Source organism: Ginsengibacter sp., from assembly GCF_057362405.1.
Window position 1 is genome coordinate 12,952 of sequence record NZ_JBMQQG010000179.1, and the last position, 25,242, is coordinate 38,193.

Genomic DNA, 25,242 nt, shown 5'->3' on the forward strand with positions numbered 1-25,242 from the left:
CATTAAAAACCAATCATTATGGCAAAGTCAGTAAAAAAATCTTCTCCGAAAGTGGTAAAACGGGCAACCGGGAAAAGTGTAACCAAAAAATCAGCAAATAAGGCCGTGGCAAAAGCGGCGAAGAAAACAATAAAAATTACCTCAAAAAAAGCTACCCCTAAAAAGGTGGTAAAAAAAGCGCCCCTTAAAAAGGCCGCAAAGAAAACAGCCGGGAAATCAGCACCTGTGAAAACTACCGGCAAAACATTTCTTATCATGTACCATGCACCGTTAGATGCCATGGCCCAAACAGTCAATGTATCGCCTGAAGACCAGGCTGCAGGTATGGCTTTGTGGCAGGCCTGGGCCGAAAGGGTTGGTAGCCGCCTCCTTGATATGGGTGCGCCGCTTATGAATGGAAAGCGCTTGTTGTCAACTGGCGATCAAACGCCCAGCACCCGCGAAGTAGCAGGTTACTCGTTGCTCTCCGCAGAAGACTGGGATGAAGTAATGAGTCTCCTGGAAGGCCACCCGCATATTTCGGGCTGGCACCCTGAGGCAACTATTGAGATACATGAAGCGATGGAGCTCCCCGGAATGTAAGCTACCGGTATAGCCTACCCGAATTTATAGCCTTGAAGCCAGGTGCCAATTTGTTGCAATAAGCTAATCCTCGGGAAGCCTTTTGATAACCGGGAAATATTAGTTGTCGCAATGGAGTTTCCTGGGTCGTAGAACGGCCACGCCGAGAATTAGAAACCCGGGCTGGAACATCTTGATAAAATTATTTCTAACGACCTGTTAGTTATCATCACTTTCCACCGTTTTCGTATAAGTAACTTTATCGCTTCTAACGGTGCTTTTATTTTTGCCGCTCAATAAAGCAATAATTATGATAAGCAAAACAATCCCGCCAACTATCCACATCCATGGCTGAATCATGATTCCATTTTGAGTATGGGTGGTTGTGGTGGCAGTTTGTGTCGAACTCACCGAATTAGCACTGCTGTCTTGTGCTTGTGATAACATGCTTATTAAATTGGCTAATGTAAAAATATAAGCGGTTGTTATAATGTTTCGCTTGAAAAGTTTTTTCATAATAAAAGGGTTGTTTAATTGTAATAAAATAAATAAAATGTGCCTATATGTTATTTCGCACGCTCCACAGGTTAAAGACTATTGCAATTACAGCAATTACCAATAATATATGAATTAGACCAGCGTATAATATCCACCTACAAAAACGATGGCCCATATGATAATAAGTATTACTGCTACTGTGTATAGATGCTTACCATATCAAAAATTTTAAAAATTAAATATGAAGAGAGATGATACAAAAGCCTGCCAAAAAATTCAGCCTTCGGATTGTGGATATTTGAAATAAATAATCATTTTTTAGTGGAAATAAATACCCATATCCGTCATGTGTATCCGAAGCGATTACACTGATTAAGCGGAAACTGCTGAACACCGAAAAATCTGGCAGCTAAATTGTTTCATCTTTCTGTACAAAAACAATTACAAACATGAAAAGAATACTAACGATATTAGCCTTGGCTATGTGCATTAGTTTTTCGACCCATGCACAGGATAAAAACACCAAAGTAAAAAAGACCTCATCGCCAACACAGAAGGTTCACAATACTTTCAGCAAGCACAAACGGTACAATGGCTATAAGGTAAAAAAAGATTCTGGCAGCGTAGAGAATAAGACCAAAGTTAATACTACCACGGGCGAGGTTAAACGAAAGAAAGAAAAATAGAATATATTAGGAATCGCGTAAAGCCATATTCGTTTTTCATGGTAGATCATGGCTGCTTACTGCTGTTAATTCTTGAATGGAACAAAGCGATGGAGAGGCATCCAACCTGGTTACCTCTGTTTTTAGTGGGATTTCGGCATTGAAATTTCTACTATGTAACTACTACGGCTAAACGATTTTAAATTTTTTTTGGAAAACTACGGCGCCGGGATGCCGGCCCTGATCGGGGACTGACGCATGTTAATTACTGTATCGACGCTAATGTCAATTATTCGAATGTAATGTTAGAATTAGCAAGCCTTTGGATCAAACCTGGCAGGCGGGGTTTTCCATTACATTTCCTTACCGTAAAGTTGACATTTGGTCGCATGTTGTAATATCAAAACTGTTATTAACTTATAAAACACCAATGAGATTTTATGATACGCAAATTAAAATCCGGCGAATACAGGTTGTATTCCGGGAAGAAAGACCCAAAGACAAATAAGCGCCGAAACCTCGGTACATTTGATACGCTTGACGCAGCAAAGAAGCATGAGCGGGAGGTCCAGTATTTTAAAAGGCATTAGTCAAAACAATAATGGCTTTATTGCATAACGGTGGAGATTAAACGATTTTTAAATATTGTCCCTGGTTGCACCCTTAAACAACAAGTTTTCTGGCATCTTTATCAGTTAAGTTGGGTCACCTGGAGAAACCAGCTGAAACTTGGTATTCACTAAACAAAGGTGTCAAAATGAGATCTTGTTAGTTCCAAAATAATGGTTGTAGCCTTGCTATGAGGTTGTACTTACCGGCAAACTAAAATAAAATGTGCTGCCTAAGCCAGGCTCGCTCGTCACCCACATCTGTCCCTGGTGCTGCTTAATAATTTCAATGGCAATGTATAGCCCCAAACCCAGGCCGGGATGGCTCATTCCGTTGGCATTGTTAACACGGTAAAATTTTCCAAATATCCTTTCCTGCTGATCTATCTCGATCCCGTTACCAAAATCCTCTACGGAACATACGGCGGTTTGACCTTTTTCTTCCAGGTTCACGATAATACTGTCGGAGTCCGGGCAATGATCAATAGCATTTTGAAGCAGGTTGCCGAGTACCTGGGCGATTCTCGCCCTGTCTCCGTAGACGCTTAACGCTACATTTTTTCTTAGGTAAATCTTATAGGACGGTATTGCATTTCCAGTTTCGGATACCATTTCGGATACGAGGTCATTTAATTTGAAAACATGCTTATGGTAATTAAATCGGCCACTTTCGATAGCCGCGGCGTCGATTAGTTCATTCATCTGGCTGGTCAGCGTGTCGTTTCGTCGTTCGGCTTTCCCAGCGATATTTTCCTTTACAGTTTCCGCTTTGACTGCAGGGCCTTTGGTTGCGGATACCATTTCGGGGTTGGGATCCGCATAGTTTGCCAGGTCATCATTAATTGCTATTGCAGGATTCTCCTGCGGTTTTTTCAATTCCGAAGGAAGGTATGGTCCTCCATTCATTTTCCAAACTGTTTCCTGTTTATTAGTTGCTATCTTCCCGTTGGATACAGGCGGGGCTTCTTTATTTTCCTGGTTGGTACCAGGCATTACGACTCCTGGTACAGCATGTCCGTTAACGCTATTTGTGGCGCCATTAGTTTTAGCCCCGTTCGTTTTGCCTGCCCTGTAAATTGCCTCTAGTATAAGATCACTTACATTATCCTTTGGCGGGTCATGAGTTTGGTTACCTTCTTCCGCCGGGGATGCCTTTGCAGACCCGGCTGCCCGCTTTTTCAGCATCTTATTCACTACTCCTATGGTGAATATAAAAAATCCGGTAACCAGTAATATGATTGCCATCAGCAAGACTAAGGTCAGGTTCCTGGCTTTAATTTCATTTTGATAAATATGGTTTAAGTCGGTTTGTAGCTGTTGCTGAGAAAACAGGTATTGTTTATTCAATACATTTATTCCACCAGATGCCGTAGCCCACCATTGTCCCGCTGTAGACGTACTGTCAAATTGATGATGTATCGCTATATAATCCAGGTAATCAAAAGCAGGCTGTATTGCACCCAAATTTTCTTTATCATGATACATTTTTACCAGCGACGGCGAAGCCTTAACTAAAAATTCGGCTTCGCATGTTTTGAGCGCATGCCGCTCATCTCCGGCGATTGACACTATTGCCGGCGTGTCATGTATGGTAAGTAGAGAAACATAAATTTTGTTTCTGGTTAACGCCCACAAAGTCGTCATTTCAAAAAGCAAACTTTTTGATTCAACTACAGCATTTAAAGGCTGCAGCATGGCAACGTTGGAAGGAGTAATAGAATGGAATTTACTGAGTTGCTCAACGGCGTTATGATAAAAATCCATTATCCCACGGATATCAATAGCAGCAGTGCCATCATCCTGGACGGCCCGGGCAGAGGCGAGACCGTTACGAAAATTATTTTTTAAAAAACCGGTGAGGGAAGCGTCTCCGTTTGTTTCCAGAGTGCGTACCCACTTATCAGTGCGGCTTCTTTGAATGACCAAAGAGCTGTAACGTCCCTTATTCAAAGCAAATGCCAGGGTGCATTCTGTCTCAACCTCCAGTTCGTTCGTCAAAGAAGCCACATCGTTGGATTCTTGAACGCGACTTTTATAATCCGAAACAAGTGATACCCTGTTTTCTTTTTCGGAGTACAATTGCCATGACACGTACAACAGTGCCAATAACGATATAATACCTGCTAAAAGCAATTGATAAGTAGGGGGCAATTTTCTAAAAGAAAACTTCATAATAAGATAACCTGTTCGGTGAAGCAATAACCCTGGGTGTGTTTCTTCGGCTGGACAAAACTCTAGTCAATTTCCTGGCTGTTTTACAAAATTTAGCAGCTTCCGGCACTATTTGTCACCCTGATAACGAAAAAAAAGTGAATTAATTTTGAATATGTCTGATTTTTGAGCGTAGCTGCCCACGGGAGGAGTATTAGGAGGGATTCTTCCTGCTCATAAAATGAGATGGCCGTTTAAATTTGAGAGGATACGTACACAGAAGAAAAGACAAATAATACCTGCAGCTGGCACAAGTAATTTTTACATGTAGCGTCGGTATGTGAAGGTACAGGAGAAAAAGGCAACTCAATAACACGGGCGGTGTGGCTGGGGTTAAGTCTTTATTTTGCTGACATTGTTGAGTTGAATATCAACTAAAGAAAAACCACAACGAATGTGCGGGCTTGATATGGTTTCTCGGGACTGGATTTCTATCTGGCCTTTTTTTTGTTCCATGCAACAGGAAACCGGTCATCCGAACGTTTCCGGCGGCATCTGCTCAATATAAACTATAAGTTAGTAGGCACTTTGGATGAAGCCCCAAAAGATAAAAGTATCTTCCACTCGTTTGCGGCACGTACGGGTACCCGTTAGAAACGCGGGCCAGGAAAAAAGAGAGAGTATTCGGCAACGCGGGGGTTCCGGTAATATTAATTTGTAACCGAAACCTGTCATCCTAAAAACCCGATGGATTCTAATGCATTTTATTCGCTCTTGGTTTCGCAAACGTCTAATCCCCCTTTATATATAAAACCTCGCGAAATTTCGTGAGTTGGCAATATCAGCTATCATCATGATGTATATCAGTGCCAATTGTTGCGGAAGAAATTAACTTGAAGCATGAAAAAAAGTAACTTCATATTGCTGGGTACTTTGCTCCTATTATCCTGTACCAATAAACTCTATGTGGCTAATGCAGATTTTGAAAGTGAATACATACCCTTCATAATTGATCATAGCAGCAGCAGAGACGAAATTATTTTAAAACTCGGTGAACCATCCTGGTCATTTGAAGAAGGCAGGATTCTTACCTATCGTCTTTCGCTCGACAGGAAGGGTAACGTAATTCCGGTCAAAATCGCTAACTATAAAAATGATCCTAATTTCGCATACGCCTATCCGATAGCTACCCGATACTATAGTCTTGTATTAGTATTCTCAGGAAATATTCTCGAAAAGCACAGCCTGCTGCTTACCAACCCATAACAATGAAATTTGTAGCAACCATAATATGCGTATTATTCTCATCTTGCATTATTCTGCCACTTCCTGCCCACAGGGAGGAAGGAAGGGTTTTTATACGCCCTGGAATGATAGCTTTTATCCGCCCGGACACAACCTTACGTGAAGAAGTGTTGCTGAAACTTGGGGAACCCGATGGAGTAGCTTTGCATGAAAGGGTATTGATTTACCAGTGGACCGCTTCAAAAGGATTTGCAGGAGTTGGCGGAACTTATAGTGCCGCAGTTACTGACATAACCCAAAAGCAATTTTTCCTGGTAAACTTCAACCCTGACAACACCGTGCGTAAAATGGAAATATTTAAACGAAATATTGATAAGCCAAAAATCAATTTGTATCAGTTCATAGTTGAATGGGCTGATAGCGATACTACTATTACAGTAAATAATTAATGCCTGAGTTAGCTAGAATTGATCCACAACTTTAATTCCCAACATCTGATCCTTATGAACGGGAAAAATTGTTCTGGCAGATGACGCCAATTTGATACCAAGCCTTCCCGCAATAATAGCATTTTATATTTGTTGATTTTTGCCGTTTCTATAATTTTTTTGCGGAAAATTGTCATTAAAATCTCTCTTACATAACAGGCAGGGCTATACGATTTGTGAAAGAATTTTTTAAAGGTGTACCTGCGGGCGCTGGCGTTGAGAAGAAGACTATCTTTTATCCTTTTTCTTAATGTGGTCCGCAACCATATTGGGTATAATTCTTACTTTTAGAAACTAATTTCTGCTTATGCCAACTACAAAACATTTTCTCTCCGCACTATTGTTGCTTTCCTCCATTTCAGTTACTGCTCAAAAAAGCAAACCGGTCACGGAAACTGATTCCTTAAAAAATGTCTCCTTAAATGGCCTTGCCTTCAGAAGTATTGGCCCGGCGGTAACCGGGGGCAGAGTGGTGGCGCTGGCAGTAAATCCTTTTGATCACAATGAATACTTCGTGGGCTCCGGCCACGGCTCGCTATGGAAAACGGAAAATAACGGCGTTACGTTTACTCCTGTTTTTGATCATGAGAAATCTTATGCCATTGGCGCTATAGCTATCGATCCTTCCAACCCGAACGTTGTGTGGGTAGGTACCGGAGAAAACAATAATCAAAACAATGTGATTTATGGCGACGGCGTATACAAAAGTGATGATAGCGGTAAGAGCTGGAAGAATATGGGCATTTCAAATTCAGAGCATATCGGTGGAATCGTGGTTGATCCCAACAATCCAAATACCGTGTATGTAGCGGCTTATGGCTCTTTAAGAAATTCCGGCGGTGACCGCGGAATATTTAAAACTACTGACGGCGGCAAAACCTGGAAGAATGTATTATTTGTAAGTAAATACACGGGCTGTTTCGAAGTTCATATGGACCCGCGGTATTCTAATATTCTTTATGCCGTTGCACACCAGCGTATGCGAAAATTGTTTACCGGCATTAAGGGTGGCCCTGAAAGTGGCATTTACCGCAGCACCGATAGTGGTGCTACCTGGAATAAAATGACCACAGGCCTGCCAAAGGAGGACCTGGGAAGAATAGGCCTGTCCATTTCACCCGTAAACCCCGATGTGGTGTTTGCTGTCGTAGAGGCTGCCAAAGAAGGAGGTATTTATAAAAGCACCGACCGCGGGGTGAGTTGGAAAAAAGAAGACAGCTATGTTTCTACCTATCCTTTTTATTTTCAAAAGATATTTTGCGATCCCAAAGATATTGACCGCATCTACTGCATGGATGTGTATATGAAAGTGAGTATTGATGGCGGAAAAACATGGACAAAATTGGGTGAGGATAAAAAACATCCCGACAATCACGTGCTTTGGATAGATCCCCAAAATAACAAACACATGATCGACGGTTGTGATGGCGGCGTTTATGATACTTATGACCAGGGTGTAACCTGGGAATTTAAAGCAAACATTCCCATAGCTGAGATCTATAAGGTAACTACAGATAACGCCACTCCTTTTTATAATGTTTATGCGGGTGCCCAGGACAATAATAGTTTTGGCGGGCCATCACGCACTATTAATACTTCTGGTATTATGAATAGTGACTGGTTTTTTACCACTTCGGGTGACGGTTTCCAGTCCCAGGTGGACTGGCAGGACCCGAACATCATTTATGCAGAGTCTCAAAATGGTGGCCTGGCGAGGTATAATAAAAAGACAGGGGAACAACTATACATCAAGCCTTACGAATTAAATGATACCGGCTACCGTTTCGATTGGGATGCAGCATTGCTGATCTCTCAATTCGATCATAAAAGATTGTACTTTGGGGCCAATAAACTATTCAGAACTAACGATCGTGGGGATAGTTGGGAAGCAATAAGCCCCGATCTTACAAGGGGTGTTCCTACGGAAATGCAGAAACTGATGGACAAAAGCTGGAGTATCAATGAACTAGCTCTCAAGGGCTCCATGGGACAATTATCAGCAATAGCCGAATCCCCGCTAGATGAAAATGTATTGTTTACCGGTTCAGGTGACGGGCTGATATATTATACAACCAATGGCGGCAAAAGCTGGAATAAATCTATGACACCGGGCCTGCCGGAATATGCAAGGGTTTCTCAAATAGTCGCGTCCCATTTTGATAAACAAATTGCCTGGGCCGCCTGCCAGAATTTTATAGATGGGGATTACAAACCCTACATGTATAAGACCACCGATGGAGGAAAATTATGGTTCCTGTTCAACGGTAACCTGCCTGCAAAAGGAAGTACTTATACCATTGCAGAAGATGATGTTGATAAGGATTTGCTTTTTGCGGGAACACAGTTTGGGGCATTTTTTTCGGCAGACGGTGGCAAGGAATGGATACCATTGAAAAATGGAATACCGACGGAATGTGTCACGAACCTTGTAATTCAGAGAAGGGAACACGACCTGGTGGCTGCCACCTTTGGAAGAGGGATTTATATTCTTGATGATTACACACCGTTGAGACAGCTGTCAAAAGAAACGATAGAAAAAGAAGCCTTGATCTTTCCGGTAAGAGATGCGCAAATGTATATCGAAGGAAATCCATTTGGCTTCCGGGGAGAAGGATTCCAGGGAGCCGGTTTTTTTGCAGCAAAAAACCCTGAGCCGGGCGCAGTATTTACGTATTATATAAAAGATGATATCAAATCTTTAAAGGATCAAAGAATTGAAGCCGAAAAGGCTAAACAGAAAAAGGGGGAAGATATAAAATATCCTTCTTACGAGGCCCAGCTTGCTGAAAAGGAGGAGCCAGACGCTTTCCTGCTTTTTATCATCACTGATGAGAATGGAAATGTAATAAGGAAAATAGAAACCGGTGCTAAGAAAGGAGTGAACCGGATCACCTGGGATTTCAGGTACGATCCTTTTACCGCGATTTCGCTCACGCCTTTTGACAATTCAATCCCATGGAACGATCCGGACAGGGGTTACATGGTTGTGCCGGGCAAATACAAGGTTTCGCTTTCAAAATTTGTTGACGGAAAGTTTACTCAGTTAGTGACACCGCAGCTCTTTGTGTGTGAGCCTTTGAATGATTCAGTAATGCCTGATCAAGACAGGCTGGCCCTGGACCAATTTAATAAGAAAATGGCTTCGTTAACAAGGGCAGTTTCGGGAGCAGATGCCTTCGGAAAATCTTTGGGTGAAAAACTAACCTATCTTAAAAAAGCCTTCATTGATGGTCCGAAAGTTCCTGAAAGTGTGTTCGATTCAATCGTGTCCGCTTCAATGCAGTTGGATGCCTTCAATCGCAAGCTACATGGAGACGGAGGGCTCATAGACCAATATGAAGGCGTTGCCCCTACTTCTCTCAAGGGCAGGGTTGATATGATCACTTCTGCTTTGTGGACGACAACATCGGCCCCTACTACCACCTTCAAACAATCTTATAACGCGGCAGCAGATCAGTTTGGCGGTCTATTACGTACCCTTAAATCAATTGACAATTCAATAAAAGCTATCGAATCGCAGATGGAGAAATCCGGCGCGCCCTTTACCCCGGGAAGATTTCCCGAATGGCAAAAGGAATAATGCTGCGGAATGAAAAGATGTTTAGAAGAGTATATTATCAAATCCGTAACACCTAACTGAAAGGGGTAAACGATTTTGAAAGAGTCTTCATGTCGTAACAGGAAATCTCGCAGGGGACGAATCATGGCCTATCCCGGGCTCTATTGACACAAGCGTTGGCAGGCACAAAAAGATTCACAAAGCATCTCCAACAAAAAAGGTCAGAAAGACTTCTGACCTTTTATCAACCAAAACCATTGTTGATAGACAAGATACTAATAAAGTTGCAGTGAAAAAAACATGCCAAAAAATGAGTTTTCATCACAACCGATAAGACTGTGATAACCCCCACACAGTGCATCGATACCCGGACTGTGTTCCAGGGAAACGTGCTACAAAAATGTAATCCCGGTTAGAGGTTAAACGTTTAATGGTATTGTTTTACTACATGATACATGAAAACATCCGGCGCCCCTACCACGCCCGCTTCAGTCATTTTGTCTTTCAGGTCTTTCGAATTCATAAAATCGGTTGCTTTTTTCATATCGCCGATTGTAATAACCACGGACACAAAGTTGGGATCGTCAATTGACTGGCTAACTGCCCTGTCCGTCATGCCGGCATCCTTGCGTGCCTGCAAGTGGCTGTCAAACACTTTTTTCCAGGCATCATAATCTTTTACATGTTGGTTGATGATCACCCTGTCAGAAGAAGCATCGGTAGTAGTGTCGTGCCAGCGGTTAATAACGTACATAAACGTTGTTGGCCCCGTTACACCGGCCTTTTTCATCCTTTCCTTTAATGCCGGAGCCATAGCAAATTCTTTTGCTTTTGATGTGTCATCTACATGCAATGCTACTACCACTGTATTGCTGTCCTTAATGCCCCTGCCTACCACAAAATTGTGCAGCCCGTACGACATTCTTACAGAATCGTGCCCTTCATACGAGGCAAACCATTTATTAAAGTTGGTCACCTTGTGCTTTATCAGCAAGCTAATAGCGGGTTTGGGCGCAGGGGGAGGTGGCGCAGGAGTAGTTACAGTTGCGGCAGAGTCTTTTGTTGTGTCTGTCGTTTTGTTGTCGTTGCCTGAGTTACATGAAAATAACATCAGTAACATAACAGCAACTGGTGATAATAATTTTGATTGCTTCATTCCCGGAAGATTTTAAGTTTAAAAAATGATAAGACGGGGATGTAGTTTTCGGTGGGGCAGTATTATATATTAAATGTATAATTTTAATCGAGTACTTAAAAATTATTTCCCTCTATACGAGGCAGTTAATAAATAATGGCTCATATATGACAATGGTATCCCTGCGGGCAATGTAAAATCGTGGTATTTAGAGCCTTAGTACATAACTGTTAGGGATAAACGATTTTTGGAACTGTTTTTTGGGAGGGTGCACCACTGAACGCGGACTCTGCCAGGTAGCCAAAAAATGATAATGACGCATTGGCCGGATAACAGGCGCCGCTCTCACGGGTGCCAATGTGCGCTCGCAAAAAAAAGGGGGAACACTGCCATTACCTGTTAACACGGGCGCAAATTTAATAAGTGATTATATTCGTTGTTAAATATTCGGCCATGAAAAAAATAATCCTTACCGTAATAATCACCTTGGTTGTTATCGCGGCAGTATTTACAATATATATATTCTCCGGATCCTATGATGTAAGTCAGTTAGTGCCGCATAATTCTATTACAAAATGGATGATCAATACTACCACGCATAATTCAATCAACAAGAGGCTGAAAAGCATACAAGTGCCACCAATGAATGATTCAGCAATGCTGGTAGAAGGGTTTAATCATTATAATGAAATGTGCGTAAGCTGCCACGGTGGCCCCGGTGTTGATCCGGCGGATTTGGCCAAAGGTCTCTATCCCAGGCCTCCTAAATTCTACAAGTCTGATGATATGCCTGATACTGCCGAGGCATTCTGGATCATTAAGAATGGAATTAAGATGACAAGCATGCCGGCGTTTGGACCTACCCATTCAGATGAGAAGATATGGGCGATCACTGATTTTTTATTGAATAAATTGAGTAAAATGTCTCCCGGCGAATACCAGTCATGGATAAAAAAATATCCAGAAAAGGAAGTTTCCGCCAATTAACTAATAAAAAATGTTGTGATCGCGTCTTGTGACCTCAATTACATTTGATCTTTAATTTTCCTATATTATTTTCGCTATCCATCTCCTGGCGGGTATGAGCAATATACCCGGAAAATAAAACAGCTCACACATACTTGCTAAGCCATTAATCATCTGCTTTAGAAAAAATATTTACAAGATTAAGAAAAATTATTGCCCACTATCTATTTACAACGCTATTGTTAGTTTCCGGCACATCATGCTATAGTTTTACGCGAACTCGCAAAAATTGTGGCCCTCTAAAAAACTGTATCTTTCTGGTATTCTCCTTGCAGAAGGGTTCTATTTTACATAGTATCGAATTATGATGTGGATTATCATTTCCGGGATATACATACTGATTTTAATTGGGGTTTGCCTGCGTATCATCTACGATACAAGAAGCACCACCAAAACAATGGCCTATCTGCTTATCAGTATTTTTATACCCGTGGGCGGCGTCCTTTTCTACCTTGTATTCGGCGTAAATTATTGGAAGCTGAAGCAGTATGATGAAAAATCTGCACAGGGGAAGAAGATGTTGGATAAGCTGGAAAAAGAATGGGGAATAATTGCCCGTAACACTTTGCCCGGCGATGCGTCTATGCAAAATAACCGGGAATTGGCCTCCCTGCTGATACAAGAACTACACACACCACTTACTATCGGTAATAAAGTAAAGTTGTTGATAAACGGGGAAGAAAAATTTCCGGAAGTTCTAAAAGCGCTGCATGAGGCAAAGCATCACATCCACCTCGAATATTATATTTATGAAAATGATGCGATTGGAACACAAATAGAAAACATCCTGGTTGCAAAAGCAAAGCAAGGGTTGCAGGTAAGGTTTATCTATGATGATTTTGGGAGCCCTGCTATTAAAAAAAGAATGGAGCGCAGGTTAAAGGATGCTGGCGTGGAGGTGTATCCTTTTCAGAAGATTATGTTTTACCTGCTGGCCAACCGGCTCAATTACCGCAACCACCGGAAAATAATTGTTATTGACGGGCAAACGGCATTTACCGGCGGCATCAATGTTTCCAATAAATACATCAACGATAAGAATAACCAGCTGTATTGGCGGGATACACATTTGCGTATCGATGGACCGGGAGTCTTTTACCTGCAATATCTTTTTTTCACTGATTGGAATTTTTGCAGCGGTAAAAAGGTGAAGCCCTCAGCGGAACATTTTGCGGCTGAAAGTAAGTACGCTGAAAACACAATCGTACAGGTAGTAGCCAGTGGTCCCGATTCGGCCCAGCCCGCTGTACTTTTTTCTATATTACAGGCCATCAACCTGGCAAAAAAAGAAATCCTTATAACCACACCTTACTTTATTCCGGGCGATACCATCCTTGATGCACTTAAGATTGCTGCCCTCAGTGGTATTACCGTTAAATTGCTGGTTCCGGGTGTGAGCGATTCCAGGTTGGTAAATGCGGCGGGCCGGTCCTATTATGGTGAGTTGCTCGCTGCCGGTGTAGAGATTTATTTGTATGAGAAGGGATTTGTTCATGCCAAGACAATGATAACAGATTCCAGCCTATCTATAATAGGAACGGCGAACATGGACATGCGTAGTTTCGAATTAAATTTTGAAGTGAATGCGATTGTGTATGATCAAAAGATATCCCGGCAATTACGCAGTACGTTCTTTGATGACCTTACCGATGCGAAAAAGATTGATGCAAAAAAATGGAACAGTCGCCCCGCCTATAAACAATTGCCTGAAAAACTCGCCCGCTTGTTTTCGCCTGTTATGTAAAATTGTTTACGGGGCCGGGTAATGCATGCCACTCATACCCCGGGTTGCTGCTTTTGTGGACTTGCAAAATTGCCATTCAATACTAATCCACGGGGAGCCTGCCTTTCGAAACCACCGTTGCTTCCCTCGCTATTTCTACATCTTTTTGTACATCGGGAGTAAGCATAGCCCAATGAAATTTCCTGTAAAAATTTTCGGGTGATTCATTGCCTCCCTGCTGGCTGAGGTGCACGAGTGGCATGTCCCTGTACAATGGTCGGGTGATGTTTACAACAGAGTCCCAGTAAGCAAGTGCATTTTCCAGGTGTTTAACCGCATTATTTTTATTACTAACGTTACCGTTAGTACGATAGGTTTGCAATGCAATGCCGCCGCGTATTTTTTCGGCAAAATGCAACCCGAGATATGACCAGGTTTTAATGTCGGCTACTTCATACATAAGCGATTTGTTGCGGCTAACATCCACCTTTTTTACCATGGACAGCGCCTTGCGGCAATCTCTTTCAAGCATGCCGGCCAGTTGTTGCGGCGTGATTTCATTCTTTTTAAAACTGCCTTTTGCATTCCTGCGGCGTACATAATCAGCAATGGAAACATAATCTGTGTCGAGAGGTGGTTGATGAATAAGCCAGTCAACCGAAATATAACTTACATTTTTAGTTGCCGGATCCAGCGCCATCATACCTTCAGTATATAACGTAAAATCCCAGCCACAATCAAAATCAGATGCGATGCGTAACGCAGTAGAACCTGCAAGGGAAGAGGCTTCCGGCAAGCTGCGTCCTTCTTTGCCATACCGCCGGGTGAACTCTTCCCCGAATATCGCATCGCTTTGATGCGGATTGTACAACAACCTTCCCCACAATTTATAAAACATCCATTGCCTTTCAAACGCATAATGCCACGGAAGATGTAGGCTGTCTTTGGTAAAATAATCTTTCGCAGGAATATAAGTTTCTGAGCCAAGCATGTATCCGCCACACCAGGATGCGCTGTTGTTTACAATATGTTCCCGTACGAACGAAGGAACACCCCAGCGAAGACAAAAGAAATCTTCATTGCGAACGGTCCAGTCTATTGTATATGCCCGGGGTTCTGGTTTAAAATATGTGTCATACAGTTTGCCTCCGTGCACTTTGATCAGCTTCGTTGTCGAGTGCGCATGCGACCAGTTAAATTTCAGGTCTGCCCAGATCGGTTCTTCTATAAAACCCATATTACCTTCTTCTTCCATTGCTTTTCGTGTAAGCTTTTCCGTTGCAATACTGGTAATACCTAACGAGCCGGTTGTACTCGAAAACGGAATGCGATGGATGAGTTGTAATTTCCTATGGGCATCCTGCATGCCGGCAATAATGGTTTCCTTCATCCAGTCTTCCCTTTGTTGCGGTGTCATGCCGGCCATACCTTCGCCAAGCGTAAGTCCCATCCCCGTTATTTCGGGATATTCCTGCAGCATCTGTGTTACACATTCGCGGGTATACGTTTTTATAATTTGCGAGGTATCACCAGCTACAAAATAATCGTGCTGCAAATTATCCATCGCTACATGATGCGCTTTGGCAAACTCCGGCGTAACAAAAATGTTGAAGGGAATAATATATACATCAATAGCCCGCTCATTTGCCATGCGCATAATTGAATGGAAAAGCGTTTGCCATTGCTTCATTTCCACATCGGTCCACGGACTCGCTTCCGGGAAATTTGTTGGTTTTATTAAAAACGTATAAGGATGCAGATTCCATAGCGTAAGCGCATTAAAACGGTTGTCGGCCATCATATCAAGAAAGGCTTTCCAGTAAGAAGTATCACGGCAGGTTTCGTCGTGTAAAGAAAGCGCATAACTATGCCGGTAAGTGTCCCAGGGTAAATCGAATTTAATGGCGCGAAAAGGCAGAAAAGCTTTCTCATTTTTTTCTTTTACATCTTTAAGCGCTATACCATTTCCAATATCCTCAGCCACGGACAGGCAACCATATATCAACGCTCTGTCGCTGCCTCCTGCAATGATAATTTTTGTTCCATTCTTTTTTATGGAGAAGTCTTCGTTGCCATAGGTCAGGCTATTCGTTACCAAATGTATCGTATATGCTGCACCACCGTGATCCTGTTGTAATGCTTCTTTGAGGCGGCTTACTGCGTATTGTTGTTTGGGAGATGCCGGGTTGTATTGAAAGGTTTGAGAGAAGCAGCTAAATGCAACACTTGAAAATACTATGATACTAAGGAATTTCTTTTGAACAGGTAACATAAGCTTGTGAAAATAGCGGAAAATAGCCGGTTTGATGCCTGCGATAAAGGTAAGGTCTCATGGATGAATTTGACCAATAATCTTTATTAAAAAAAACCTGGTCCGCAATCCCTCCTCCCTGTCTTTTCGATCCTATCAATGTTTCGAAATAAATCAGCACGCTCGAACCCCAGACCAAACTAACAATGAAGCATACACTAAATCAGCCAGATGCTGAAAATTATCCTATCCATTGCAAAGCACCGGTGGCGCTGGCCCGGACAACCCTGCTCGCAGGTCTCATGAGCACAAATAAAAAGCAACTAAAGACATCGCGAATAAACACGCGGAGCGATTGGCTTGTCCTTGACTTTTTTGTTTCTTTTTGTGTCAAGACGAAAAGAAAAGTACAACTATCCAGAAAGTCTCACAGAACCCATAGCAACTGCTGCTATTGTTTGCGTTCCGGCCAACAACTTATCCTGGAACAATCATTATTCAGTATCGGGCTTTCCGGCATGATTACTTTACATCTGAAACCTGTGCACGGAGACACAAATGATACATTGGTAAGGAAATAAAGTGCTACATATGCGGATAAGACATTGCCGGCTGCCAGCGACTCAGTCGAGGAAAAAATCATTCTGCTATAAATCACTTTATTTCATGATACTCCTACAATATGTTTGGCAACTTGGTACCACCATGGGCTATAATACAACCAACTCGCCGTAAGCACTACAACTAAATACCAGCCAACCACCCATATATACACAGGATGAAGTTGTTTGCGGGTAATGAGATCATACAATCCCAGCAGTAAAATAGTAACCAGTGTTGGAAGAACCTGGAACCCGAAAAAAGGGACAAACCCTTCATGGAAAGTAGTATAAGTCCAGAAGTAATTTCCAAATAGCGGTGATATCTTTAAAGCAGCCCATCTTCCGTAACCTGCATCCGACAATAACAAGGTTGCCACCAGCATCAGTCGCTTATGCGCCGATGCATGAGTGCGCAAATAAATGCCCGCACCCGCTATGGTACCGAACAGCAACATATCGCCCAATGTAACCGAAAGGAAATGAAGGTCACCATCGGGTGTGCCGTATTCAAGCTTGGACATAATGATGGTTGTTATGGTGCCAAGTATCACCATAATTCCGGCCAGTATTGCTCCTGCCCACCCCAGCTTTTTGTGCAGTGATACATGATTAGTCCGGATCAATATGATCTGCGTGGTGATCAACACAAGCCATCCCACAAATGCTATAGCATGGAAAGTGACAATGAGCGGATAATGTAGCTTATTGTGCTGATACTTTTGAACCATTTCATATCCAAACCCTGATAAAATAGCACTCCACATAAGGATCATCATAAACAGGAAAAAATTTCTGTCAGTCCTTTTATAAGCAGGAAAGTTTTGAGTGGCATACATAAGCCCAAAGATTTAGTACTTAAAAATTATAAAAAAGCAGTTATTCACTATATCTGCAGCTGCTGTTGGTAACAATTAAAAATATTAAATATTACCCAACAGGTAAAATATTTCTTCAGGTATTCATGCCTGTTAGCATCGAAGATGAGGCTGAAAAAAGAGTAGAGACCATCTATTTACCGCATCGGTGGTTTTCTGCGTATAAACTATAAGTTAGTAAGAAGCAGGTGTGAAACTCCAATGACGAAAGACGCCCACCCGTTTGTGGCCAAACTTCAAAGTAATATGAATTCTCAAAGTTTTATCACACAGTAAGAGAGGCCTCATGAGATTCTAATTGTATTTCCCACCAGGGGTTTCCGGCAAGATTATTTACATGCGGAGTCTGTGCACGGAAAACCCTGCCGAGACATAAATTGCCATTACGAAATACAGCAACCTCTTTTGAAAATATAAAATGACAATAAGTTATATTTATGAATATTATTCGTTGATAAATTTGATGGCGGGCAAACCTTAATTTGTGTGAACCAATTTTGCGGTGGGACAAATTATCTAAATAATTAGCTCGTGCGGAAACGAACAAATGTTGCGGGAGTATACAATTGTTTTACAATTATAATAGTTTGATATGCTTACGAACCAGGAATTCGAATTCTTAGATACTTACGGTTATCTTAACCTGGGGCAATTATTGACCCTTGAACAGGTTGAACAAGTCAATGAGCGTCTTGCTGAATTGCTGCAATCGGAGGGTGAGAATGCAGGCGCAGAACTACAGGAATCAAAATACATTCGTCATCCCAAAGAAGAGGGCGCCGATCGCCTGGCAGATTTGGTTAATAAAGGAATGATCTTCGATATTTTTTACACCCAACCACGTGTATTAGCCGGTATCGAAGCCGTCTTAGGACATAGTTACAAATTATCCTCTTTAAATTACAGGGCTGCTAAACCGGGTAAGGGGCTTCAAAAACTTCATGTAGATTGGAAAAATACTGTTGTGAGTGGTTCTTATAAAGTCTGCAATAGTATCTGGCTTTTGGACGATTTTACAGAATACAATGGTGCTACCCGAATTGTACCTAAGACGCATAAACTCGACATTTTGCCCGAAGAAGCCATGCCAAACCCAACTGAAAAACACCCCGACGAAATCCGGATTATAGCCCCTGCTGGGTCTGTGTTTATTTTTAACTCGCATGTATGGCATGGTGGTACCACCAATGAAACAACCCATGACCGCAGGAGTATTCACAGTTATTTTTGCACAAGAGACCAACCTCAACAGATTGACCAAAAGAAATATATTACCCCCGAAACTTTACGCCGTATTAGTGCAAGAGGCCGGCATATTTTAGATGTGTAACTGTAATGCTACTATTATCGGCGGTACACAACCTGGTTAAACTGTTCAGCATCTGGATTAGCGGCGAGATTACTGTACATCCGAAATCCGAGTAGGGCAACCTCCACCGGGTACACGGGTTTATTGTGGAGTTCTGTTATTGAAAACTTTGCTGCATAACTGAGAGGGGTAAACGATTTTGAAATAGTTTTTGTGAACACATCAGCGTATGCTGGCATAACCAGTCAAACAAGCGGGAGCGGCAGTGTCATGAGACCTTACATTGGCTCTCGCGGGGCCCTGACGTGAGCTAATAAAAGAAAGATAACACTGATGATGACTGAAGCGCTATCCGGTCGGTATAGTAAAGAAAAAACTGGCTCCCTTGCCTTCTTCAGCTTCTGCCCACACATTACCTCCGTGTTTGCTGATAATTTTTTCAACAATAGCAAGGCCCACGCCGGTGCCTTCAAATTCTTCGGTGGTGTGCAGGCGCTGAAAAACTTTAAAGAGTTTTTTGCTGTACCGCTGGTTAAAGCCCACGCCGTTATCCTTTACAAAAAAAGTGTCATAACCTTTATGCGAACTTGCGCCTATTTCAATTTGTGGATGTTCCCGGTTGCGCGAATATTTTATCGCATTGGAAAGGAGGTTTATCCAGACCTGCCTCATAGTTTTTATATCTGCATTAATATCCGGCAAAGATTGAATGTTCCACTCAACATTATTCTTAAGATCCAATCCATCTATTATTTCTTTAACCATTTCGTTGCAGTTGATGTTGGTCTTTGCAATGCCATCCCGGCCTAACTTTGAAAAAGCAAGCATGTCATCAATCAGGTCTCCCATTCTTTTGGTATTCTTCTTAACAACAGATGTCAATCTCTTCGCTTCTTCGTCAAGCTTATTAGCATATTCTTCTTCCAGTATCGATGTATAACCAATAATAGCCCTGAGAGGTGCCCGCAGATCGTGAGATATAGAATAAGAGAATGATTCCATTTCGCTGTTTGCAATTTGCAATTGCGATGTTCGCTCTATAACTCTATTTTCAAGTTCCGACTGTGCAACGCGTATTTGTTCAACCATAATATTAAAAGCATTGCCCAGCTTGCCCAATTCATCCATATGCCTGACCTCTACCGGGGATGAATAGTCTCCCGATGCAATAGCAGTCGCCGCGGAGGTCAATTGTCTCAATGGTTTAATCATATTTCGGCTCATGAGCCACGTAATAAAAATTCCGACAGCAATTAATATTCCTCCAATTACAGAGATCCAACGCAAAAAACGCGTTGCAGTTTCTAACAGGGTTTTCTGTGAAAATTCAACCAAAACACACCATTGGGTTGTTGGTATATATTGAACAGCAGCAATTGTCCTCCTGCCATGCTGGTTAGTATATTCAAAAATATCCCGGTTATGTTGAATGTCTATTGGCGGAGCCGGAACGGGCTTAATCAGGTTGGTCCACAGGCTGCCGTCCGTGTTGCCAATGTATAGGGTGGCCCCTGCACCCATAAGCTGGGATAGCTGTTCGAGCTCTTTTGGAGTAGAAGAGAGTAATCGCCAGCTTACCAAATAACCTATCACATGCTTCTTATCAACAATGCTGGCGGCTACAGGATAATACATTGAATCACCTGCCGCATAAATCTCTCCAACTTTGCATGAGTCAGGCCCTACCCTTAAAGAAGAAAATATAGTATCGATGCTTAGCTTAGCTTCTGTTCCTTTATTGCCGGTCCACAAAACCGGGATCTTGTTTGAGTCCAGCAATTCCAGCAAAACCCATGAACTGTCTTTCCGCAGATTATTTAGTATTTCAAGTGCTTCCGTTCGCAATTCAGTTCCCCGCGATTGTACATTTTTCTTTATAGTATCCAGGTGTGCAACCGCAAGTGAAATTGTATTCAGCTTTGTTGAAGAGGCGGTAAGCATAGCAGCCAGTTGATCGGCGAGCGTGTGCAATCTCTTCGTTCCCATTTCAAGAGTTGCCTTCTTTACTCCATAATAAGATGCGAAGCCAAAGGTTACCATAACGCTGCACAAAAGAATGCATATAAAAAGTGGAAGCCTTTGTTGTATGGAGAGATCGCGAAATGCCTTTCGCCTGTACCCCGGTTTTGTGGCTTTATCTAAATCCATAGTTCAGTGTTTATGAAGTCAATTTCACAATTTTAAGACTGAAGGGCTATTTATAAACAATGTAAATTTTCTTACCTGCTTGTATAAATAAAAAGATGTTTCTATTTAGCGTTCCCCATCAAAGCTAAAATAAATTCGTATAGAAGCTTATAGTAAACCTTCTATCCGGAAATTGTAGAATTGCTATTCTAAGAATGTTCTGTAATTATTTTTTGGGAGATTTATTTAATCATGGTTTGAAACACCCTGCCATAAAATAAGAAGCGATACGGTATATAAATCCCGTTATCATTTACCCGTTAGCGTTATTATTAGGGTGTAAGCCTTTGTATTTTTTGTTTCTTGCTGTTGTGTTGATGTATTGTGGAGTTTTGTTATTGAAACCTCTATTATATAACGGAGACGAATAAGCGATTTTGGAATTATTTTTTGTAAAGCAGAACTATTTAAAACAGGCACTAACGGGGTGATGACACCCGGATGCAGTCACTAATTTATCCGGCTAGTGAAACTCCGATTAATTTACCTATTCCAAAAGTAATGGCCGCGGCAGCAAGACCAAACAATACCTGCCGGAATCCTGAGTACCAAATACTTTTTCCTGTAAATAATGTGATGGCCGATCCTATTAAAAATAAGCCGGTAGCACTGGCAGCAACGCTTATTAAAATTGCAGTAATGCCCGTCGTAAACATAAAAGGAATAACAGGTATTACCGCACCTATTCCAAATAATATAAATGAATAAATGGCAGCTTCCATTGCAGAGCCCTTTAGTTCTTCCGGATTAATTCCCAATTCTTCCTTTACCAACACTTCGTGGGCTTCTGTTTTATTTTTCATTATACTTGTTGCCATTTCATGAGCCTGGTCTTCGGGTATTCCCTTTGCCATATATATAAGCGCTAATTCTTTTTCTTCCCCTTCAGGATTAGTCTCCAATTCATCCATTTCCAGCTGCATTTGGTTTTCATTTAATTCCTGTGAACTTTTAACCGATATCCATTCACCCAAAGCCATTGATAAGGCACCCGCTAATAAACCTGCAACCCCCGCCAACAATACGCCATTGCCGCCTTCTGTTGCTCCTGCTATACCCATTACCAAACTAAAATTTGAAACCAATCCATCATTACCGCCTAAAACGGCTGCCCGTAAAGCATTGCCACCAACAGAACGATGCCTGCTTTCAAATTTAGCCACATTGCCGCCGGTAACTTTCGATTCGCTTTCCAGCAGGGAACGTAAAATCGTTACATGATTTGTTTCAGCGCCGGTGATGGGGATTTTGTTTTTATTTTTTGCATTTATAACGGCAACGGATATACTTTTTTCGGTGTCCATTAAAGCGCCCAGCACATAATTGTATCCAAATATTTTACCAATGGTATTGAGCGCTTTGGCCCTGAAGGACGGCGGCGGCAATACGGCCCCGTTTTGATTTTTTTGCTTTTGCAAAAAAGCTTTTGCATGGCCCTTTTCTATTTCGCTCATCTGGCGAAATACACTCGCGATGGTCTCATCTGTTTCATTATCTGCCAGCCTTTGATACAAATAACAGGCATCCACTTCGGTTTGAATATTCTTGTTCATTTTCTTAAGTAGTTGTAATCATAAAGTTAGCTATTTGCAATGCCGGATGCAATAACACTTATTACAAAGAAAACCTCCGTGCGCCGTAATGAGCTTAGCACAGAGGTAAACCACACCCAAAGTTTTATAGGGACGTTATTTTTATAAACCGGTCAGATTTTGTCATTGAAATTCCGCAACGTACCGGAGCTGTAGTTTCATAAGTGTTACCACAGGTTGAACATACATAGAATACGACCGGTAAAGTATTGACTGTATTATTCTGCAAAGCTGCCAGCGCATTTTCGTACATCACCTTATGTTTCTTTTCTGTTTTGTATGCATAGTTGAGACTGATTAATGCCAACTGATCGCCTGCATGGTTGGCAACTGTTATGAATTCCGGGTACATGGTTGTTGCTTCATAAGTTTCCCCTTTAATGGCATCTTCAAGATTTTCCTTAGTGGATCTTACTGTGTATTCAGGCGTTATCAACGGTACAGAATTGCCCGACTCCTGCAATACAGCCTTGTGATTATTGGCATGTATATTTTCTGCAGTGGAAGCTGCTTTAAAAAGCAACGCAATTTGATGAAAACCTTCCTGCTGTGCTTTTTTAGAATAGGCTGCATACTTGGCGCTGGCGGTTGTTTCGCCCTTAAAGGCCGCCTGCATATTTTCAACTGTTTTGGCTTTCGCATCGGTAGCGCTTGTCATGCTCACCTGCTTGGCGATAGCATTCTTTTCACCTTTTTCTTTTTGATTGGCTACTTCAGTATTTGGGGCCGTAGGCGATTTCATGGACGTATCGGAATCGTTGTTTTTGCAGGAAGCGAAAAATAAACTGCCTGCTGCTAAAACTACCGCCGGAATAATTAATGATGTTTTCATTGTTATTTTTTTTATTTTTTTAAATGATTGACATAGCAAAGTTGCCACTGTCTTCGTTCAGTGTTTCTTTGTACTTGCTTAAGATCAGCTTAAGATTTTGCAGGAAATTGTAAAAGAAAGGTAGTGCCGCCGCTGTGGCCTTGCACACTAATATCAATGTGCTGTAAATCGCATAATTGCTTTACAATAGCCAACCCTAATCCGCTTCCCGGAATTTGAGAACTTCGTGAATCATCAGTACGGTAGAAGCGATTGAATAAAAAAGGTATTTGTTCTGCGGGTATTCCCGCGCCATCATTGGTGACAGAAAATGTATTGTTACTTGCGTCCCAATCGCAGGATATTTTACCATGTACAGCCCCATATTTTATAGCGTTGCTAAAAAGGTTATCCATAATAATGGCCATTAAAAACCTGTCTGCGTCAATGGTACCGTTTTTGGGAACAGAAATAATTAGTTGTACAGCTCTTTCAGCCATCTCCTCTTCCCATTTTTTTGCTGTTTCACTAACGAGGCTATGTAGAGACACCTTTTCCTTTTTTATTGATGCCGATTGCATCCGGGCCATTTGTAATAATTGATCCAGAAGAGAGTTAAGCCTGTCTGTTTGCCCCATTACTTCTTTAATTTTTTCTTCGTATTGTTCAGGTTCTCTTTTTTTACGAAGTAAAATTTCCAGGGTTCCTCTAATGGCAGCAAGTGGTGTCCTTATTTCGTGTGATGCATCAGCAGTAAATTGTTTTTGTTGTTGAATACTGTTTTCTATGCGGCTAAGTAATTCATTAATAGTTTTTGCCAGTTGATATAATTCATCTTCATTTGCGGGTAAGGGTAACCGTGTGTTAATATTGGAATCTGTTATGCCGGAAGCTGTTTGTATCAGCTGGTTAACGGGTGCAATGGCTCTTGACGCAGCCAGGTAAATAACAACATACATCACCAATAAAACAACCGGGAATATGATACAAAGTGTAAAGAGCAAATTATTTAAAACATAATAAGATTCCTGTTGTGAAACACCAATGGTTAAGTGGCCGATAATCTTTTCCTCATCATTCTTTATGGGAAATTGCCCAATTCGTAACCGCTGATCATCGATGCGGGTGTTGTAGAAATTTTCTTTTTTATTGTTGGGGTTATATAAAAAGTTATTCGCCTGCAGGTTGGCTGATTTAAATACCAGTCTATCTCCATTATCTACTATTTGAATAAAGGTGGGATTTACTTCCACTTTCTTATGTTCCGCCTCTTCCCATTCCGGCATTTTATTAATGATAATGCTGTCATTTTTCCAATCCAGGGAATTTAGAATTTCTTCCTTCTCCTGCATAATATCATTATCGAGGTGACGGAAAGAACTGAAGTGAGCAACTGCATAAATCACAATAAAAACAATAGCCGTTGTTATTGCAACAGCCATGGTATTAAAAAATGCAATGCGTTTCTTAAAACTAAGTTTCATGAATGTTCATTTACCCTGTAGCCTACTCCGCGTATGGTTTGAATGAAAGATTCCTTTCCGGTTGTGTCTAACTTTTTGCGCAGCGAATTAATAAAAACATCTATCACAGAAGTGTCTTTATCAAAATGCACATCCCATACCTTTTCAATGATACGGGTGCGCCTGCATACTTTCCCCTTATTGCGCAGCAGGTATTCGAGCAACGCAAATTCTTTTTGAGTAAGGTCTACCGGGAGCCCACCTTTTGTAACCTGGTGCATTTCTGTATTCAGACTGATGTCTTCTGTCTCAAAAATACTTTGCTCCCCTTCTTTATTGCGAAGCAACACTTTAATCCGGGCTAATAATTCTTCAAAAGCAAACGGCTTTTTCAGGTAATCATTGGCGCCGGATTCCAGCGCAAAAACAATATCGTCTACGGTGTCTTTTGCTGTTAGAAATATGATCGGTACTGTTTTATTTTCTTTGCGGA

At 41.7% G+C, this 25,242-nt stretch carries 22 protein-coding genes; 10 read left to right on the plus strand and 12 right to left on the minus strand.

From position 1 onward, the window contains the following. Positions 1-18: 18 nt before the first annotated feature. A complete protein-coding gene (locus ACO1O5_RS15020) occupies positions 19-582 on the plus strand; it encodes a YciI family protein (RefSeq protein ID WP_486271589.1) in 564 nt (187 codons plus the stop codon). Positions 583-780: 198 nt separating this feature from the next. Here ACO1O5_RS15020 and ACO1O5_RS15025 read toward each other — a convergent pair whose 3' ends face one another. Together ACO1O5_RS15025 and ACO1O5_RS15030 are read right to left on the minus strand one after the other, a co-directional pair. Next, positions 781-1,077, minus strand: coding sequence for a hypothetical protein (locus ACO1O5_RS15025; protein ID WP_486271591.1), 297 nt, complete (start codon positions 1,075-1,077; stop codon positions 781-783). 43 nt (positions 1,078-1,120) lie between these two features. After that, entirely contained in the window at positions 1,121-1,234 is a 114-nt protein-coding gene (locus ACO1O5_RS15030) for a DUF5670 family protein (protein WP_486271593.1), read from the minus strand. 274 nt (positions 1,235-1,508) lie between these two features. On the opposite strand from ACO1O5_RS15030, the gene ACO1O5_RS15035 reads away from it, so the two are divergent. Continuing rightward, a complete protein-coding gene (locus ACO1O5_RS15035) occupies positions 1,509-1,745 on the plus strand; it encodes a hypothetical protein (protein WP_486271595.1) in 237 nt (78 codons plus the stop codon). A 419-nt stretch (positions 1,746-2,164) separates the two neighbouring features. Beyond that, on the plus strand, positions 2,165-2,314 hold the full coding sequence (locus tag ACO1O5_RS15040; RefSeq protein WP_486271597.1) for a hypothetical protein: 150 nt from the start codon (positions 2,165-2,167) through the stop codon (positions 2,312-2,314). A 207-nt stretch (positions 2,315-2,521) separates the two neighbouring features. Here the strand turns inward: ACO1O5_RS15040 and ACO1O5_RS15045 are convergent, their stop codons facing one another. Beyond that, entirely contained in the window at positions 2,522-4,504 is a 1,983-nt protein-coding gene (locus ACO1O5_RS15045) for a sensor histidine kinase (protein ID WP_486271599.1), read from the minus strand. Between the two features lie 879 nt (positions 4,505-5,383). On the opposite strand from ACO1O5_RS15045, the gene ACO1O5_RS15050 reads away from it, so the two are divergent. From ACO1O5_RS15050 to ACO1O5_RS15060, 3 genes are all read left to right on the plus strand, one after another. After that, positions 5,384-5,749, plus strand: a complete 366-nt coding sequence (locus tag ACO1O5_RS15050) for a hypothetical protein (protein ID WP_486271601.1) — start codon at positions 5,384-5,386, stop codon at positions 5,747-5,749. Between the two features lie 2 nt (positions 5,750-5,751). Further along, entirely contained in the window at positions 5,752-6,177 is a 426-nt protein-coding gene (locus ACO1O5_RS15055; protein WP_486271603.1) for a hypothetical protein, read from the plus strand. Between the two features lie 346 nt (positions 6,178-6,523). Next, the gene (locus tag ACO1O5_RS15060) at positions 6,524-9,796 is read left to right on the plus strand and encodes a WD40/YVTN/BNR-like repeat-containing protein (protein ID WP_486271605.1); all 3,273 of its coding nucleotides are present in this window, start codon (positions 6,524-6,526) and stop codon (positions 9,794-9,796) included. Between the two features lie 406 nt (positions 9,797-10,202). Here the strand turns inward: ACO1O5_RS15060 and ACO1O5_RS15065 are convergent, their stop codons facing one another. Beyond that, positions 10,203-10,931, minus strand: coding sequence for a hypothetical protein (locus tag ACO1O5_RS15065; protein ID WP_486271607.1), 729 nt, complete (start codon positions 10,929-10,931; stop codon positions 10,203-10,205). A gap of 432 nt (positions 10,932-11,363) precedes the next feature. Here ACO1O5_RS15065 and ACO1O5_RS15070 point away from each other — a divergent pair, with 432 nt between their 5' ends. Together ACO1O5_RS15070 and cls are read left to right on the plus strand one after the other, a co-directional pair. Further along, positions 11,364-11,897 (plus strand): c-type cytochrome, encoded by a 534-nt coding sequence (locus tag ACO1O5_RS15070; RefSeq protein ID WP_486271609.1) that lies wholly within the window; start codon positions 11,364-11,366, stop codon positions 11,895-11,897. Positions 11,898-12,240: 343 nt separating this feature from the next. After that, positions 12,241-13,680 (plus strand): cardiolipin synthase, encoded by a 1,440-nt coding sequence (cls, locus tag ACO1O5_RS15075; RefSeq protein ID WP_486271611.1) that lies wholly within the window; start codon positions 12,241-12,243, stop codon positions 13,678-13,680. Positions 13,681-13,762: 82 nt separating this feature from the next. Here cls and ACO1O5_RS15080 read toward each other — a convergent pair whose 3' ends face one another. Then, the gene (locus ACO1O5_RS15080) at positions 13,763-15,931 is read right to left on the minus strand and encodes a hypothetical protein (protein ID WP_486271613.1); all 2,169 of its coding nucleotides are present in this window, start codon (positions 15,929-15,931) and stop codon (positions 13,763-13,765) included. A 185-nt stretch (positions 15,932-16,116) separates the two neighbouring features. Here ACO1O5_RS15080 and ACO1O5_RS15085 point away from each other — a divergent pair, with 185 nt between their 5' ends. Beyond that, complete coding sequence (locus tag ACO1O5_RS15085) at positions 16,117-16,491, plus strand: hypothetical protein (RefSeq protein WP_486271615.1); 375 nt, start codon at positions 16,117-16,119, stop codon at positions 16,489-16,491. A gap of 83 nt (positions 16,492-16,574) precedes the next feature. Here ACO1O5_RS15085 and ACO1O5_RS15090 read toward each other — a convergent pair whose 3' ends face one another. Further along, positions 16,575-17,348, minus strand: coding sequence for a hypothetical protein (locus tag ACO1O5_RS15090; protein ID WP_486271617.1), 774 nt, complete (start codon positions 17,346-17,348; stop codon positions 16,575-16,577). A gap of 631 nt (positions 17,349-17,979) precedes the next feature. On the opposite strand from ACO1O5_RS15090, the gene ACO1O5_RS15095 reads away from it, so the two are divergent. Next, positions 17,980-18,717, plus strand: coding sequence for a phytanoyl-CoA dioxygenase family protein (locus tag ACO1O5_RS15095; protein ID WP_486271619.1), 738 nt, complete (start codon positions 17,980-17,982; stop codon positions 18,715-18,717). Between the two features lie 14 nt (positions 18,718-18,731). Here the strand turns inward: ACO1O5_RS15095 and ACO1O5_RS15100 are convergent, their stop codons facing one another. From ACO1O5_RS15100 to ACO1O5_RS15125, 6 genes are all read right to left on the minus strand, one after another. Beyond that, a complete protein-coding gene (locus ACO1O5_RS15100) occupies positions 18,732-18,935 on the minus strand; it encodes a hypothetical protein (RefSeq protein WP_486271621.1) in 204 nt (67 codons plus the stop codon). A 109-nt stretch (positions 18,936-19,044) separates the two neighbouring features. Continuing rightward, positions 19,045-20,844, minus strand: coding sequence for an ATP-binding protein (locus ACO1O5_RS15105; protein ID WP_486271623.1), 1,800 nt, complete (start codon positions 20,842-20,844; stop codon positions 19,045-19,047). Positions 20,845-21,338: 494 nt separating this feature from the next. After that, positions 21,339-22,436, minus strand: a complete 1,098-nt coding sequence (locus ACO1O5_RS15110) for a VIT1/CCC1 transporter family protein (RefSeq protein ID WP_486271625.1) — start codon at positions 22,434-22,436, stop codon at positions 21,339-21,341. Between the two features lie 124 nt (positions 22,437-22,560). Further along, positions 22,561-23,307: a rubrerythrin family protein gene (locus ACO1O5_RS15115; RefSeq protein ID WP_486271627.1), complete on the minus strand. Its 747-nt coding sequence runs from the start codon at positions 23,305-23,307 to the stop codon at positions 22,561-22,563. Positions 23,308-23,396: 89 nt separating this feature from the next. Continuing rightward, a complete protein-coding gene (locus ACO1O5_RS15120; protein ID WP_486271629.1) occupies positions 23,397-24,770 on the minus strand; it encodes a sensor histidine kinase in 1,374 nt (457 codons plus the stop codon). After that, the coding region (locus ACO1O5_RS15125; protein ID WP_486271631.1) for a winged helix-turn-helix domain-containing protein at positions 24,767-25,242 on the minus strand (476 nt) is incomplete at its 5' end. The genes ACO1O5_RS15125 and ACO1O5_RS15120, both read right to left, overlap by 4 nt.